This window comes from Tissierella carlieri, assembly GCF_018917285.1.
Lineage (GTDB): Bacteria > Bacillota > Clostridia > Tissierellales > Tissierellaceae > Tissierella > Tissierella carlieri.
On sequence record NZ_JAHLOH010000056.1, the window covers coordinates 1 to 17,254 of the forward strand.

13 protein-coding genes, 1 pseudogene and 1 other annotated feature are annotated in these 17,254 nt (G+C 32.4%); of the genes and pseudogenes, 3 read left to right on the forward strand and 11 right to left on the reverse strand.

All coding sequences use genetic code 11. The features are described from left to right. Nucleotides 1-232: 232 nt before the first annotated feature. The 9 genes and pseudogenes from KQI38_RS20240 to KQI38_RS20280 all read right to left on the reverse strand — a co-directional run. Nucleotides 233-502 (reverse strand): annotated as a pseudogene (locus KQI38_RS20240) (GGDEF domain-containing protein); the annotation flags it as partial. 342 nt (nt 503-844) lie between these two features. Continuing rightward, a complete protein-coding gene (locus tag KQI38_RS20245) occupies nt 845-1,387 on the reverse strand; it encodes a GNAT family N-acetyltransferase (protein ID WP_216562734.1) in 543 nt (180 codons plus the stop codon). A 34-nt stretch (nt 1,388-1,421) separates the two neighbouring features. Then, a complete protein-coding gene (locus KQI38_RS20250) occupies nt 1,422-1,862 on the reverse strand; it encodes a GNAT family N-acetyltransferase (RefSeq protein ID WP_216562736.1) in 441 nt (146 codons plus the stop codon). A gap of 258 nt (nt 1,863-2,120) precedes the next feature. Further along, nucleotides 2,121-3,479 carry a S41 family peptidase gene (locus KQI38_RS20255; protein ID WP_216562738.1) on the reverse strand — a complete coding sequence of 453 codons (1,359 nt, stop codon included), beginning with the start codon at nt 3,477-3,479 and terminating at the stop codon, nt 2,121-2,123. Between the two features lie 372 nt (nt 3,480-3,851). Continuing rightward, nucleotides 3,852-4,808 (reverse strand): aminoglycoside phosphotransferase family protein, encoded by a 957-nt coding sequence (locus tag KQI38_RS20260; RefSeq protein WP_216562740.1) that lies wholly within the window; start codon nt 4,806-4,808, stop codon nt 3,852-3,854. A gap of 147 nt (nt 4,809-4,955) precedes the next feature. Beyond that, nucleotides 4,956-6,491, reverse strand: a complete 1,536-nt coding sequence (locus KQI38_RS20265; RefSeq protein ID WP_216562741.1) for an ABC-F family ATP-binding cassette domain-containing protein — start codon at nt 6,489-6,491, stop codon at nt 4,956-4,958. Nucleotides 6,492-6,955: 464 nt separating this feature from the next. Further along, nucleotides 6,956-9,328, reverse strand: a complete 2,373-nt coding sequence (locus tag KQI38_RS20270) for a valine--tRNA ligase (protein ID WP_216562743.1) — start codon at nt 9,326-9,328, stop codon at nt 6,956-6,958. A 64-nt stretch (nt 9,329-9,392) separates the two neighbouring features. Continuing rightward, nucleotides 9,393-9,654 (reverse strand) — a binding site (T-box leader). Between the two features lie 246 nt (nt 9,655-9,900). Further along, complete coding sequence (locus tag KQI38_RS20275; RefSeq protein WP_246565950.1) at nt 9,901-10,419, reverse strand: AAA family ATPase; 519 nt, start codon at nt 10,417-10,419, stop codon at nt 9,901-9,903. Between the two features lie 769 nt (nt 10,420-11,188). Then, entirely contained in the window at nt 11,189-11,806 is a 618-nt protein-coding gene (locus KQI38_RS20280; RefSeq protein ID WP_216562745.1) for a GNAT family N-acetyltransferase, read from the reverse strand. Between the two features lie 111 nt (nt 11,807-11,917). Here KQI38_RS20280 and KQI38_RS20285 point away from each other — a divergent pair, with 111 nt between their 5' ends. Beyond that, nucleotides 11,918-12,745 (forward strand): MerR family DNA-binding transcriptional regulator, encoded by an 828-nt coding sequence (locus KQI38_RS20285; RefSeq protein ID WP_216562747.1) that lies wholly within the window; start codon nt 11,918-11,920, stop codon nt 12,743-12,745. Between the two features lie 18 nt (nt 12,746-12,763). Further along, nucleotides 12,764-12,895 carry an IS3 family transposase gene (locus KQI38_RS20290; RefSeq protein WP_216563086.1) on the forward strand — a complete coding sequence of 44 codons (132 nt, stop codon included), beginning with the start codon at nt 12,764-12,766 and terminating at the stop codon, nt 12,893-12,895. Nucleotides 12,896-12,952: 57 nt separating this feature from the next. Here the strand turns inward: KQI38_RS20290 and KQI38_RS20295 are convergent, their stop codons facing one another. Beyond that, on the reverse strand, nt 12,953-13,747 hold the full coding sequence (locus tag KQI38_RS20295) for an endonuclease/exonuclease/phosphatase family protein (RefSeq protein WP_216562749.1): 795 nt from the start codon (nt 13,745-13,747) through the stop codon (nt 12,953-12,955). Nucleotides 13,748-13,907: 160 nt separating this feature from the next. Then, nucleotides 13,908-15,335, reverse strand: a complete 1,428-nt coding sequence (locus KQI38_RS20300) for a pyridoxal phosphate-dependent decarboxylase family protein (protein WP_216562751.1) — start codon at nt 15,333-15,335, stop codon at nt 13,908-13,910. A 117-nt stretch (nt 15,336-15,452) separates the two neighbouring features. On the opposite strand from KQI38_RS20300, the gene pdxR reads away from it, so the two are divergent. Continuing rightward, complete coding sequence (pdxR, locus tag KQI38_RS20305; protein WP_216562753.1) at nt 15,453-16,943, forward strand: MocR-like pyridoxine biosynthesis transcription factor PdxR; 1,491 nt, start codon at nt 15,453-15,455, stop codon at nt 16,941-16,943. Nucleotides 16,944-17,254 lie beyond the last annotated feature (311 nt).

Consider the following 17,254-nt stretch of genomic DNA (forward strand, 5'->3'; position numbering starts at 1 on the left):
TGCCCAACTATGGTTCTTTCCACCTTTAGGTCTACTCATAAAAACACTTCCTTTCATATAATAGTATAACAAAAAAGTAGACATGTTTTTTTTATGTCTACTTTTAGTTTACAACTTCAATGCTAAATCAGGTGACGATATTTTAATTAGTATTTGTTATTTTTATACTTTAATAATTTCTATCCTATTTCTGCCATTCTTCTTCGCCATATACAAAGCATCATCACTTAATTTATATAGTGTCTCTATAGAAGTGTTTCCATCTGGGGATGGTTGTTACTATCCCTATACTTATAGTGTATTTTATGATACTGTTTACACTGATATTAACAGAAGTATCTTCCGTACTCTTTCTCAATCTTTCTGCAGCTTCTAAAGCTTCTTTTTCATTAGTTCCTGGAAGCAATATAGTAAACTCTTCACCGCCAAATCTTCCGAATAAGTCATAGCTCCGTAATTGCCCTTTTATAATAGCTGCAAAATCTTTAAGTACCATGTCTCCTGCAAAATGACTATTATAATGGTTTCTATGTCAATATTTAAATTCATTTATTACTCACACCATTCAACTTGATTTTGAAATGTCACGTAAAAAAATTTTATCAATAAATCATTCCATTTTCGCATTTAATTTCGTGGCATTTTATCACTATAAATACCCAATTCTAATTGATATAATCGTATTTTCATTTAAACATAACAAATATCCCTTCTATTATCATAATCTGGATATAAATTTATTATCCTTCTGCTTATCCCTCGCCTTGAACCTCTCTGTATCTTAAATCTGTTTTACAGCTCTGGTAGGGTTTTTAAAAAATCATAGGTCTTTTGAAAATCAATTTTATTTAGTTTCAATTTTGCCGAAAAGCAATGCATCATAATATTTATCTTCTATAAAATAGTGGTCTTTTAATCGTCCTTCTAATTCATATCCATTCTTTTCAAGTATGCGAGCAGAGCCAATATTTACATCCACTACACTTGCATGAACTCTGTGAAGATTAAGTGATTCAAATGCGAAATCACTCATTAAAGCAACGCTCTCTGTGCCATAACCTTTACCCCAATATTCTTTATGAAAGACATAACCAATTTCAGCATGATTTGCGTTTTGATCAAAATTGAAAATCATGGCAGTTCCTATAATTTCCTGAGTTAATTTTAGAATAATAGAAGCATACATATGAGTACCTATTGACTCACGTTTTAACATTGTCTCAATATGCTCACGAGTTTCATCTAAAGTATTCATTAAGTTCCAGCCTATAAAACGTGAAACCTCCTCATCTGACGCATAACTATGTATCTCTTTAACATCATTTATACTTAATGATTTGAAGCAGACATTTTTACCTTCCAGCGAATGAAATAAACTTATGCTCATCTTTTTCTCCCCTTCAACTATATAATATATTCCTTTATGATTGATTACTATATTTCATTAAATAATATAATCCTTCACTCCCCATTTCTTCCTTCTCAATTTTCCAATTGTGGGATTTATAATAATTTAAAGCATTAGTATTTGATTTTACGCATTTTAAGGTTAATGGTAATCCTACCCTTTTTATGGCTTCATTAACAAGAGCCGTCCCAATACCTTTACCTTGAAAATCCTCTAATATAAATAGATTATGAATAAATTTATCTGGTACCCAAATTGATATAAATCCAGCAATTTTATTTCCTATTGCTGCAACTAATATTAATTCATCCTTTGTACTTTCATCAAAATCAGATAATTTTAACGTTTCTGGTTCTATCCAATGAAAAGTATTTCGACGAACAGTAAAGAATATCTCTCGTAATTCTTCATAATTTGATTCTTTAGCTTCTAAAACTAAAATATTATCTTTCATCATAACACCCCAATAGTCTTAATATTTTCAATAAATTGTGTACCTTAACATCACTGGATATTATTATAATATAACATAAACAAGTGGAGTGACAATAGAGAATCGTTGTAATTAAATATTATCATATATAACAATTTTTCATTATTTTTCAATTTATACTTGCTCTTTCCTTTTTAATTGATATTTGTATAATGAGGTATATTTTCTTTGTTAATAATACCCCTGATTCCTTAATCTACTATTTTAAATATCTCATCTTTATTTCAATATTTCTATTGCCTCCTCTAATACGGTATCTTTGCCCTCTTTAATATCCTCTTCGCTAATAAGCACTTCTTCATCTGGTTTAAAACCAATTTTTTCGTACATATTACCATCAGCTGCAATATATTGTTCGGCACTGAGGGTAACAATCCATTCATTTGGTAAAATATTCACCAACATATCTGAATGAGTTCCATTAGTTCTTTCACCTATCACTGTAACATGCTCTATTTGACCAAATGCCATTCTACCAACTTCTCCAGCACTTGCAGTTACCTGACTTGTCATAACTACAATTTTATTTGTTCTAATTCGACTTACATCAGGTTCAATATAGATAGGAGGCGCCTCAAAAAATTCATAATAACTTCCGCTTCTTACACGCTTCGAAAATACTAATTTTTTCTCGTTGGTAAATCGACTGGCAGTAGCCAAAGCGAATGCATCTGACCCCCCGCTATTAAAACGTAAATCAATAATCATCCCACGATTCCCCTTAAATTCTTCAACTACTTCATCAAGAGCCCTGTCAATCTCTTTTTTGTCAAACAAATCAAAAGAATTCAGCAAAATATAACCAAAACCTTCTTCCATCTTGCCATATTGAATTCGACCATTTAATTTGCTTTTCAGTCCTCCTATAATATATCTACGTATGTTTTTTTGTATCTCCTCATGGTTATCTAAATATAGTCTTTGCCGTTGGTTATCCTCCACTTTCGAGCTTATACTACTAATACCAGTAATAACCTGAACGTGTCTATCATCTAGCTTCAAGATCATTTCTTTAAATATTTGTCTCAATTCGTCTTGAGAAGTATTTTGTGTTACTTTAGACTTATATTCGTCATATATCTGTTTCCAATCAAAGTTCGTCAACCCAAACAGACTGTAATTCTCGTCAAAAATCTGCCAGAACACTTCAAAATTTTGAACGGGATCCTTTGTAAAATAATTAATCTTAACTCTCGGTAGTTCTTCTATTTTTGAAAAATGTTTTACATACCCCATATCGTCTTTTAGAGCACCATTGTGAAATTTGCCAAAAGGCATGCTCTTCCATAGTATAATGTTAAGCAATGGATTTCCATGAAGTTTATCAGCATAAATTGTGCCATCCTTTTCCATTCGTCCGTATGCAAAAGGCAGCAAACTATCCTTAGTATGGTTATAAATAATAACATTCTCACGATCAGTTTCTATTATATAGTCGTAAACTTCAGATTTCCAAATTTCACGCTTAGAAACATTAATGTTGGGGCGAGTCCCTTTATTTATCTTCAGAAAAATAAATACTCCTGTAATACAGAGAAAAATCATTGACATTACAACAATTCCTATTTTTCTTTTCATATTCCCTCTCCTTTTTCTGATACTTCAATAGGTCAACATACTTCTACCAAAACATTATAGCCACTAATAAATGCTTTATATAAAATATTTTCATCTATATACTTATTCTCACATCTTATTTTTCCTTCTACCTCATCCTAATATTTTAACCTATTCTTTTTTTATTAACACAATACCATAAACAAAAGTAATATCATGAGGCTTGTATACAATCGATACAAGCCTCATAATATAAACTCTTTTTTCTTAGCTGGTATAATAAGAATCATCAGTCTGTTAAGTTCATTACTTATTCCTTCTAAAGTAATTATTCCACCGTATTTCTCTATTAATATTTATACATTATTATCTCCTATATATTCAGTTTCTCTCTCATAACAAATTTTTATCTATACTGAATAATTCTCCTTCAAGGTATTTTAAGGTTTTTATCCTTTCTTCATTTTCCTGCTTATCGTATAAAAGTTGCTCTATGAACTCCCAGATATCCTCCAGGTTGCGTCTCATCTTATAAAATTGCATTATATCTGTATGAATTACAATATCATTACCGATATTTTTTCTATAACTTCTAATAAATTCCTCATAATAAGGTTCCTCTGATAAAAGTGCTAAATCTGCTTCAGGAGGGGCCAACTTTAGTCCCTCCCAATCTATAAGGATCAATCCCCGGCCGGTTTGTATAAGATTCCACGGATGGATATCCGTATGACATAATACCATCTTAGGTTTACTGAATTGCAAGACTTCAGATAAATTCTGAACTTTTTCTATCATTTTCAATACTGATTGCTTATATTTTCCTATCAAAACTTTTACATCATATGGAATATGGAAATGTGATTCGCTAAATATTTTCTGCATTTGACATAGGAATGGCAAATAATACTCCTCTCGGATTGCATTTGTTGAAACAGATATTTCTTTACCGTACGAATGAAGCGTTGCTACTATATTTGCGAGTTGAACTGTTTGTTCAATTGTTAACCCTTTACTGCCAATAGTTTCACCGTCTATATATTCATAAAGTAAATATATTCCATATTTATCTTCACATTTTGCTTCTCTATCTTTTGTCAATATTGGTACAGGAAGTTTTCCGCTAAGTTCAGTATTTTTATTTAACCACAGGGTAATTGGGATATATGAGTCAATGAGAGCTGTAAGTTTTGGCGTAGAAGCTCTATTTTTCTCATATACTTTAAGAAAATAATTTTTGAAACCATCACTTAATTTATATGCTAATGCAGACCATCCACCAATCTGCTGTGTAATTGTTACACATTCAATTCCATATTGTTCTTTTATCAAGTTAATTGTATTGTTCATTGTTCCTCCTAAAATAATTTAATATTGGTCAAGTTTATAAATATTATTAACACTACATCTTCTAAAAATCCTTTGCTATCTTTCTATTAAAGAATAGCACAGAAATAGCACAAATGATTTTGATTATTATTTTTCATCGTAATACTCCTATGTTATTTCTATATTTATTACCTGATCTGCCCATGAACGGTAAAATGTTTCTTCATGACACACTATCAATACAGTGCCGCCAAAATCCTTCAAACTATTTTGAAGCGCCTCTTTAGCAGCAAAGTCCAGATGATTTATCGGTTCATCAAGTATTAAAAAGTTGCAAGGAGATAGTATTAACTTACATAACTTCACTTTTGCCTGTTCACCCCCACTTAATGTTGATACTGCCTGTATTGCATGGTCATTGCTTATGCCACATCGTGAAAGCTGGCGGCGTGCCTCTTTGATGTTTAAAGACGGATAGTATTTAGTAATTATCTGAATAGGTGTGAATAAAGGATCTTCCCATGTAATATCCTGCTCATAATATCCAAGTCTCACAGAATTGTCAAACATAAACTCACCTGATATTTTTTCAATATATCCAGTTAAAGTTTTAAGCAAGGTGGACTTTCCAATTCCATTAAAACCTGTAATCACAATCTTTTGACCACCATTTATAGTAAAATTTAGAGGTGGAAGAAGAGAATAGTAATAACCCACCTCAAGATTTTTTACCTTTAGAACTTCATGGGCTGAACTAGGACTTTCTAGGAAGTAAAAATCAGGCTTTGGAATTGTAACAGATGGCGGAGCTATTCGTTCCATACGTTCAAGTTGTTTTCGTCTTCCCTTGGCATTTTTGCTGTTTACACCTGCGATATTCTTGCGGATAAATTCCTCAGTCTTTTTAATCTGCTGCTGTTGAGCATGGTATCTGCGAATATGTTCTTCTCTTAAGTGTTCTTTTTGCTTTAGAAAATCAGAATACTTTCCCGTATATTTTCTGATTATTCCTCCGTCAATGTCACAAATGCAACTCGAAATCTTTTCAAGAAAATCATAATCGTGTGAAACTACAGCAAAGGCATTAGGAAACACAGACAGATATTCTGAAAGCCACAGCACATGCTCCTTATCCAAAAAATTCGTAGGTTCATCAAGCAATAAAACATCTGGTTCTTCCAGCAGTAACTTCGCAAGAATTACTTTTGCTCGTTGGCCGCCACTTAACTTTGAAAGCAGTTTATCCCCACCAATGGCAGATAACCCAAGTCCATTCATTACCTTTTCTATTCGTGACTCTATAAGATAGAATTCTCGAGTTTCCAAAAGAGTTTGACACTCTGCTGCTTGTAATAAATCTTTTTCATTACCAATGGAAGCATATTTTTCGTACAGCTTGTTCATTCTTTCTTCCAAAATATATAAATTTTGAAATGCTGTTTTCAAGTACTCTGTAGCTGTATATTCTCCTAGAACAACTGCATGTTGGTCAAGATGCCCAAGTTTTATATTTGGTTGCCAGACAATACGCCCTCTATCGGGGATAATTTCTCCTGATAACATTCCAATTAAGGTGCTTTTTCCTGTGCCATTACACCCTACAATACCCATGTGTTCTCCCTTGAACAATACAAGTGATTCATCTTTATATAAGATCTTGTCTCCATAAGTATGAGACAAATTTTTAATTTCTAATAAGCTCATGTTTAAAACTCCTTTCTAATAAAAAAAAGCAGAAGGTCTTGTGCATAAACACACGACCTTCTGCTCCCTAATAGTACGTATTATTAACGTACACTACTGCTCAAAATTTAGTTTGAGCTTACACAAAAGGCCGCAGACAAAACATTGTCCTCGGCCTAATAAACTAGTCATAATTACTCGGAAAATAGGTGCGAAAATAAAGCGTAACAACATACGCCTAAAACAACCTATTTACCGATGAATGGAAAGCTTCATGCTTTTAGTTTAAGCTCGGTACAATGCTTCATCGAATTCAATTGTACAGAGCAGATTTCTCTTGTCATTTTATCTATAATAATACGATTCACCATAATAACCCCCAAATTTACTACATATAAACACTTACATAATATCACATTTACTTGAGGTTGTAAATAATAAATAAAATAATCTAAAATCTTATGGCGGTCTTTTTTATAGTTTAGTTAAATATCTTGGATTATTTTTATTTTTTTTGCTCGGCAACAAGCTTTTATATCACCTATAGTTCGTTTAAATAATTCCATAAATTTGTCATCTGTAGTAATTACAACTTCTTCTATTTCTGTTTTCATTGATAGAGCATTCTCAGACTTATACTTTCTTGTTTCAGCAATAATTTCCTTTAATTTCTCTCCGAAAAGAATAATCTCATCATTAATAAATTCTTCAGTTTCCCAATACAACTTGTGTAAAGAAATACTATTCTCTTTCTGTCTAAAGAATTCTTGATAAATATATTCGGTGATATGTGGAACGTAAATAGCGTATAACTTTAATATATTTAGCACGCAATAATATAGGGCATATTGTGCTGATTGACGCTCTTTATAGCCATGTATTTCGGGTTGATATAAGCGTTCTTTAACGATTTCAAGATAATAATCACATAAATCCTTCCAGAAAAAATCATCAATTTCATGGCGAGCTGGTCCTATTTCATACTGGTCAAGAAGCTTTCTTGCATTAACAGTAGTTTGTTTACATCTCTCAATTATCCATCTATCTACTGGCTTTAAATCTACATCAGCATTGAGATTAATGTCCTGTAAATGAGATATTGAAAACTTAGATGCATTCCATAGCTTTGTGATAAACCTTTTAGCTATACCTAATTCATTAATTGAAAAAAATGTATCTGTTCCAAGTTTAGAACTGGCAGCCCAATATCTTATAACATCAGCAGAGTGGCTTTCAATAAGCAATTTTGGTGCTAACTGAGAGTTCCCCTTTGATTTACTTATTTTCTCACCTTTTTTTGCAAGAACAAAACCAGAAACCATTATATCCTTCCAAGGAATTTGGTTCGTATGATAAAGACTTTTAACTATAGTATAAAATGCCCATGTACGTATAATTTCATGAGCCTGTGTTCTTAAACTCATTGGTAAAATTCTATTTGAAATATCATTCTCCTCGCCCCATTTTGCATTTATCTGCGGAGTAACTGATGAAGTAGCCCACGTATCAAATACAGAACTCTCAGGTATGAATTCATTACGCCCACAAGAGCAGGACTTATTTGGGTTCGTTTCAAGAGGATTTATAGGTAACATCTCCTCATCTGGAATTATAACATTACCACAATTTTTACAATACCATATTGGGAAAGGAACACCAAAGTAACGCTGACGAGATATACACCAGTCCCACTTAAGATTTTCAACCCATAATACGTATCTGTTTTTCATATATTCAGGGTACCAATTGATTTCATCGGCAGCTTTTAAAAATTGCTCTTTATTAGTGAGAATATCAATATACCACTGTTTTGACGGTAGAATTTCAACTTCCTTCCCGCAGCGTTCGTGTCCAGCAACAGTATGCGTGATATTTTTTGACTCTAAAATAAATCCATTTTCTAAAAGTAAGCCAATAATCTGTTTTCGAGCTATTAAGACCTTCAAACCTCCGATTAATGGAACACTTTCATCTATTGTGCCATCAGATAAAATAACCTTTCGGTAAGGTAGTTTATAAGTTTCATACCACTCTACATCAGTACTATCACCAAAGGTTGCACACATAACTACACCTGTTCCTTTATCAATATCAACTTTGTCATCTGTTAATATAGGGATTTCATACTCATATAAAGGGACAGTGGCATTTTTACCGATATATTTTTTATACTTATCATCCTCTGGATTTACAAATAGACAAACACAGCCATATAGTAATTCAGGTCTGGTTGTAGCTACCAATAAACTTTCTTCACCTACCTTAAATTTGAGGTAATTAAAGGTAGTGTCTTTTTCAATAGTCTCTAACTCTGCTTGAGCTATTGAAGTCTGACATTCAGTACACCACAAAACCGGCGACTCTTTCATATACGCCTTTCCATCTTTTAAAAGTTTGATAAAGGATTGTTGCGATATTCGCTGAACCATAGGATTATTTGTTTCATATTGAAGCGACCAGTCAACTGAGAACCCCAAAGATTGCCATAAATCTTTAAATTCTTTTTCGTATTTTTCAGAGACTGTAGCACACCTTTTAATAAATTCACTTCTTGGAAGGTTTTTTGCAATAATACTTTCCTCTTTTTCAACAAGCCTTTCCGTTGGCAGACCGTTGTCATCAAAACCAAAAGGATAAAAGACATTATAGCCTTGCATGCGTTTAAAACGGGCTATCATTTCTGCCTGTGTATAGGAAAATATATGTCCAATGTGTAAACTACCACTAACAGTTGGCGGTGGAGTATCAATAGAATAGATTTCATTTTGACTTTCTTGGTCAAAATTGTAGATAGCGTTTTCTTTCCAAAAATTTTGCATTTCCTTTTCTACTTGCTTAAATTCATAGTTTTTCTTCATGGTAATACCTCCTTAATTTTTACGAACACAAAACAAAAAATCCGCCTTAAGCTTTTTTACATTTGCTTAGGGCGGATCGTATGCGTCCGTGGTACCACCTAAATTCAGATAAAACTATCTGCACTCTGACAGTACGGGAATAGAATACATAATCCGATACTGCTTTCCTTTTAACGGTGGAAATTTCCGTTGAAGCCTACTAAGATTACATCTTTTCAGTTCACAGCTCAAAGGCTACTTCCATACTTCCCTCACGAAGATTTTCACCAACCATCTTCTCGCTCTGCTTCAGGTGAGTATGTACTCCTCCTCATCAACGCCATTTTGTTCGTGTTCGTTTATATTATGATATTTTATTATACTCAAAAAGTCAACATTTATGTTTCTATTTTTCAAAAATTTAGAATTAAACTGGAATCAATATATCCAGCAATAAATTTATAATATACTTAATGAAAATCACTTAATATAAGCTATTAATAAAATATTTTTATTTATTTTCTCGATACAATAGTACGTAGCATTTCACGTAAGTTAGGGAAAAATAATGGCATACCTATTGAGTTCTATAACTACCTAAAGTGTAACAAAATGTCCTCAACTGATTGTTCTGGAGACTGCTCCGATGTATCCAACCAAAAGCCTATTTTGGGGGTGGTTTTCATGAAATCTGCATATAGAGTCTCTACCGTAAATCCAGTATATCCGACCTTTCCTCTCATCTTCTCACGCTTTTTTACTGCCTCTACATTTGGACAGAGTATTATTACATGAACGGGATAATGTTTCAACATATCCAATATCCGAGAAATCTCTTCACCATAATAGTTGTCCTGCAAAATAACGGAAAATCCATTATCATAATAGGTTTTTGCAGCATCTGCGGCTAGACGATAACGTAGATGCAACTGTCGTATTGCCTCATCAGAGGGCTGTTCTGACATCTCAGCACGTCCTGATACAATCATTCTTCGAAATACATCACCGCGCAGATGCACTCCCTTTTCCATCTTCGAGGCAAGTAGTTCCGCAACTGTTGATTTTCCAGATGCCATAACTCCAGTAATTAAATATATCGATTTTTTCAACATAGTATACCCCCTAATTGATAAATTTTAAGCTCGTTTTCCATTACACAAATTATTTTATCCTGGCGATAAATTTCTATCTGTAAGTGTGTTATATAAATAATTTGTCAATATTACTCAATTCAACACCTTCTAATTTGTTATAACATATTCTTATATCAATATCAGAGTTGAGGACATCTCCGTTCAAAAATGTCCCCCACAAAAAGTCAGTTATCGTTTGTGAAAATAAAGGCATACTTCTTATTCGATTTGATTGATTTGTCATTTTATTCACTTCCTTATACTTATTACTTGCACTCTAAACTAATTTTTTTATAGATCTAATTTTGCTTTTTCTGTTCCTTTATCCCAATATCGTTATTCCGAACTACAGTAATCAAGTTTTCGAAGGTGGCCTCTTACTAAATTTTCTGTAATACGCTTATTAAAGCATCTATTTGTATGCTGTATTGATATCTATCTGAGACAGATGATTTAATATATCGGTAATTTCCTGTATACAGCCCCAATTTTAACTTATTTTGGGTTTATTTTCAACACTAGAATCAAACAAGTCTTTAAATCTTATTTCACCACTATAATTGATATCATTATCAATTAAAATCATATAACTTCTACGAGACTAAAGTGCCATTTAAACTTCCACTTGAAATCTTTATTTCAACGAATTTTTCTATTATATAAGAATGATTCTGAAGTGAAATAGCTAATGACTCAATTATTATAACTATTCACAACCTCTAAAGACCTGCTGCTTCATTCTTTATCTCTACACATGCTTATAAATCTTCTTCATAATAGTCCATTGAGATTCTCCAAGAAAGTATCCCTTTAAGCGACTTTTTGTCTTCTTTATATCCTCAAAACCAAATCGGAGATAAAGGTGTTTTGCAGGATTTCCTCCAGCAACTGCTAATGTATAAGATGTATACCCCATATCCAATAATGCCTGTTCTCCATGTTGAAGAAGTAATATACCAATACCTTTTCCATGGCATGTTCCATTGACCGCAATATGTTCTATATAGGATTCTCCTTCATTTAGTTTGTGACCTTCTAGCAGTGCCATTTTGGTGCACATCATTATAACATTATAGACACCATACCGTCTACATAGTGATATAATAGGAATGTTTTTATTTCCATTTTCTGTTTTTCTGCAACGTATTAGAATTACGCCAACTACCTTTTCATTTTGTTTAGCTACAAAATGAAGATACGCAGGATCATCAGATTTGAGATGCCAAGAAGCGTATAAAATATTTTCTATATCATTATTACTTAACTTTTGGTGTCGGCAGAACTTACTTTTAAAAGATTGTACTAATAAAGCAATTACATCTCTAAAATCAGTATTTTGATATTTCTCAATATAAATATTGTCCATCAGTATATTGCCCCCTTTACAAATTAGATTTTTTCAGGTACTATGCTTATAATAAACCCTTGAGCTGCTCAAGAGTCAACGGGCATTGTTAATTTTTTTGAGGAGGATAAAATGAAAGAGTTACTACGGATTGGACAAGTAAGTAAATTGTATGGTATATCACTTGATACTTTACGTCACTACGACCGAAAAGGATTGTTAAAGCCTATCGTTGATCCTCAAAATGATTATCGTTACTATTCCTTAGAACATCTAGATATCCTAGAAATGATTTTAGTTGGAAAATATATGAAAATTCCCCTAGTTCAAATGAACAAAAGAATAAATTCGGAAAGTATCGATGGATATTTATCAATGGTGAAAGAACAAAAGGAACGTATAAACGAAGAAAAAAGGTTATTAAATCAACTTGATCAATATGTTGAGAATATGTTAGAGGTACTTACGACTATTTCTAAATTTAAAAATGATTACACATTTTCTGCTGTTTCAGTTTATAAAGAAGTTGATATTACCATCTATAGAATAGATTTGGAAACATTACTGCACCAAGATACTGAATCAAAGCAAGTAGAAGGGATAGAATCTTTCGAGCAATGGGCTTTCTATCATAGTGAATCCGATGGAACAATAGTAGAGAATGACGAGATAATTGGATTTTCATTTCCTGACAGTACGATAAATACAACTATACTTCAAAAGCAATTTATATCTGCGGCTGAACATAACATTGTAGCACAGCATCATGTAACAGGCTGTTATGCCACTATTATGTTCTGGGGTATAAAAAGGGATTTAATGGAATATCTATATAAATTATACCGTCATTTTAACTTGCACGATTCTACCATATTAGTAAAATACAAATTTGCACTACTTCATAAAAGTATGGAACACGAATATTTTGTAGAAATATACTTTCCCCAAAATCCAGTTTAGAAACCAGTTCATTCTTTAATAAGGTCAATTGAAGAGGCTAAAAGGGCTATATTTGAATGTATAGAGCTATTTTATAATAGAAAGAGAAGTCATTCTGCTCTTGGATATTTATCTCCTTTAGAATATGAAAAACTGAACCTGAGCAAATAGACTATTTGTCAAGTCTACCTAATCATGTTCAGTCCAGAATGATAATAATGTTTCGCATTAAAATAGTTCTTCGTATGGCATTTGAAGATCTGCAAATACTCCATAATGATCACTGGCACACATGCCTGATCTTTCATCAATCTCTTTTCCAAAATATCTAAAGGTTTTTAATGTTGGATATGGTTTCGGAAAACAATCATGTATAAAAATACAATCAACCCTTGTACTAATATCTGTTATACTCTTTCCCTTCCAACGAGGATTATTTGTTAAATCCAAAGTCATCTCTTTTTTTATACCCAAAAACTCCTCAGCAACAAGTGCAAGATCAGTCCAATATGGCTTAACCTCCGTTCCGTTTAAACTTATATTACCCAACAAATATTGATGAATACTGGATGTTTCAGAACAATTAAAGTCTCCCAAAATAAATTGATAATCAGATGAAATAGTTGAAATTTCCTTAATGATGTTTATCATACATTCTTCTTTTGCCATAATACTATTCCATGGTAAGTGAACATTGACAAGAAGAATCAAATTACTCATATGTTTAACAATAACAATCAATGCATAATCAATATATTTAGAGTATATAATAGGATATTTACTATAAACTGCTAATCCTTCATCCCCTGAATTTGCTGCTTCCGTTGCTTTACCTTCGTGCGGAACAAAACAGTAATTTTTGTAATTAGTGCATTGTAATAACTTTTCACTGAGCATTCTGTCTTTTACTTCTTGTAATACAATGACATCTGAATCTAAGGCATTTATTTCATCAATTATCTGATCTTCTCTTTCAGGCATTCCAGTTTCAGAATTCCAAATATTATATGTTGCAATTTTCATATTATTCCCCCTAAGTTAATTATACCTGAATTCCACATCAACGTAAACAATGATATTATTTCATCGAATTTTCAAGACATTAAATAGCTACTTCTATATCTTAACATCAATACAATCCCTCTTCAAGAAAATTTGTACGAATTTTCTTGATTATTGCGATTCAATCAATTGCTATTATTGTTTTAACGTAGATGTTATATGCCTTATTTAATACTTCCCATGCAATTTCAATATCTTTTTCCTCTGTCCTCCAATTGCTTATAGCTGCCCTTATTCCCGGTGTTCCTTTATATATTGTTTGCGTAAAAAATGCTCTGCCATCTTTATTAACTAAATTTAAAAATTGCTGTATGTTCTCTAAAGTAACCTTATGTTCACCAAAATTAACAGTAAAGCAGACTACATTTAATCTAGTAGTTGAAAGCAACCTGAAATTTTTCGATTTCTCTATTTTTTCACTTAACAATTGTGCTAAATCACAATTCCTCTCGATTATCTCCTCATATCCGTCTTGACCATATGCCTTTAGTGTAAACCATGCAGGAAGCGCTCTTAACCTCCTTGAATTCTCTGGAACCAAGTGAACAAAATCAGGCTTATCGGAAAGCTCACCTAAATATACTGCGTTGTTTTGAAAAACCTGAAGCTGAAGTTTCGGATGTTTTGTAAACTGCATTGCACTATCATAAGGAACATTGAGCCATTTGTGTGCATCTATAGTAATAGAATCTGCTTCTTCCATTCCTTCTACTAATTTTTTATATTTTGTGGAACAAGAAGCAAAGCCACCAAATGCTCCATCTACATGGAAAAAGAATTTGTATTTTTTCTTTAATTCTCCAATTTGTTTTAAATCATCAAAATCAACAGTATTCACTGTCCCTGCATTTGCTACAACAATACATGGTTCTCCATTTAATTGCTTTAAGTAATTTTCTAATGCCTCGATATCTACAGCCTCTCTTCCATCGATGGTTGGAATGGAATGCATATTTTTTCTTCCCATACCTAACATAGACAAAGCTTTCAAAATACTAGAATGAGGAGTGGCACTTACAATCTTTATCGGGGGAATGGAATATATTCCTTCTAAGGATATATCAATGCCTAATTCATCAGCCACCCACTGTCTTCCAATTGCTAGGCCTACAAAATTAGCCATGGTAGCACCTGTTACAAACGTACCTGAAAATATTTCCGGTAATCCGAAAAGTTGCTTTAATAAACTGATGGCTTCTTCCTCAATCCTTGCTGCACTTGAATCATCTCTACCTGTAGCATTTTGATCAAATGTGCTCGCTAACCAGTCGCCCATTAAAGCTGCCGGAGTTGTCCCTCCTGTTACAAAACCAAAATACTTTGATCCCGCACTTGAAACAATTCCCTTATAAAATCTTTGCATAAACTCTTCTAATGTATTTTCTCCTCCTAACCCATTTTTATTTAATTCTGAAGGTGTATAAACATTTGTACTCTCTGGAAACGCGACTATATCATTAATATTTTTTAGAAAATCAAATGCGTTATTTTTTACTTTTTCTAATAAAATATCAATGTTTTCTAAATCATTCTTTAAATTTTTATCCATAGATATGCTCCTTTCAATTTTTCTACTTAACATTGTTATAGTATGTTATAATATAATTACTACATAATATGTATAACAGTCAACAGCGGACTATAACACTTAGGGAGCAAGATGGATATGAAAATAGATTTAAATAGAAATACTAATATATCTTTACCCAAACAAATTTATCAGTCAATTGCTGATCGTATATCTTCAGGCTTAATAGAAAAAGGTTCCAAATTACCTTCTGTCAGAAGCCTTTCTAAAACACTAAAAGTGAGTATGGTTACCGTTGTTAAAGCGTATTCAATGCTGGAAGAAGATAACTTTATTTCTACAATACAAGGAAAAGGTACTTTTGTTCAATCTGAAAAAATAATAAATAATAAAAATCATGACAATGATTTAATTTCTCTTGATTGGCAGCTTTCAATCGCAGATCACCTTCCAAGAGCTCAATTTTGGAGGCAAAATATTAGTTTAACAACAAAATCACAAATTTGGTTGTCAGCCGCCTCTGTTCATAGTTCCCTGCTTCCTGAACACCTTATTTCCAGACATATATCATCCTTCATCTTAAAAAATCCCGATATCCTTTCAGAATACGGACCTGTGCAAGGAGATTTAGATCTTCGTGATACTATAACTGACTATTTAAAATCCAGCGATATTTCAGTATCTAAGAACGAAATCATAATAACGAACGGTTCACAACAAGCAATTAATTTAGTTGCCAGAACATTTATTGGTGCAGGTGACATTGTAGTTATGGAAGCACCAACCTATACAGCTGCTATCGACGTTTTCCGTTGGCAGGGAGCTACTATTTTATCTGTCCCTATTGATAAAGATGGAATGCGAATTGACTTGCTTTTAAGGCTATGTGATACGTATTCTCCTAAATTAATTTATACTATACCAACCTATCATAACCCAACTGGAACTGTTATGAGTATGCAAAGGAGAAAAGAATTAATTGATATTGCTAAAAACTTTAATTGTTTAATTGTTGAAGATGATCCCTGGCGTGAAATTTCTTTTGAAAGGAACCCTTTACCTACATTAAAAAGTATGGATACTGATGGACATGTAATATATATAAAAGGATTTAGTAAATTTCTATCACCCGGCTGCAGAATTGGTACTTTAGTAGCATCAGGTTCAATACTAAATAGACTCATTGCTGCTAAAACTAATTCTGATCTTGGAAGTTCATTATTAACTCAAAAAGCATTATTACCCTTTGTTCAATTAGACTTTATGAAAAAGCATTTAAAAAGTTTGAATATTACTCTATTTAATAGGCGCAATTTAGTTTTAGAACTCCTTAAGGAGCATATGCCTAGCACTGTTAAATGGACTTCTCCAATGGGAGGCCCTAATATTTGGATCACTCTTCCATCATGGCTGAGTGCAGAAAGTCTTGTTTTTGAAGCTCAAAATAATAATATTGCATTTCTTGCTGGATCAACCTGTTATTCAAGTGAACCTGAATTTAATCATATACGTATAAGCTTTTCTTCTTTAGAGCAAGAACAATTAGAAAAAAGTATTATTACTTTAAGTAAAATTATATCCTCATTTATAAATAAAAAAAATAATATTGAAGACATTCCCATAGTTTAAATAACATTATGGAAATGCTTCGTTGCTTGAGGATTTGGATAAAAAGCGTAAAGTACTGAATAAGCTGGTTGAGAAGTACACTCCGCAATTTGCTGGAAAAGAGCTTCGTGACAACATGATTAAGGGTACTGCTGTAATTGAGATTGATATCGTAGAGTGTACAGGAAAATATTATAAATAGGGTAAAAGATAAACTTATTTTATCTAATTGCCACAAAAACCAAATATGATTTCTCCAATAGAATTTATCCCGCTTTTTATTGCGGGATATTTTTTATTAGCTTGTTTTAGATTTGAAAAGCAATTCCTAT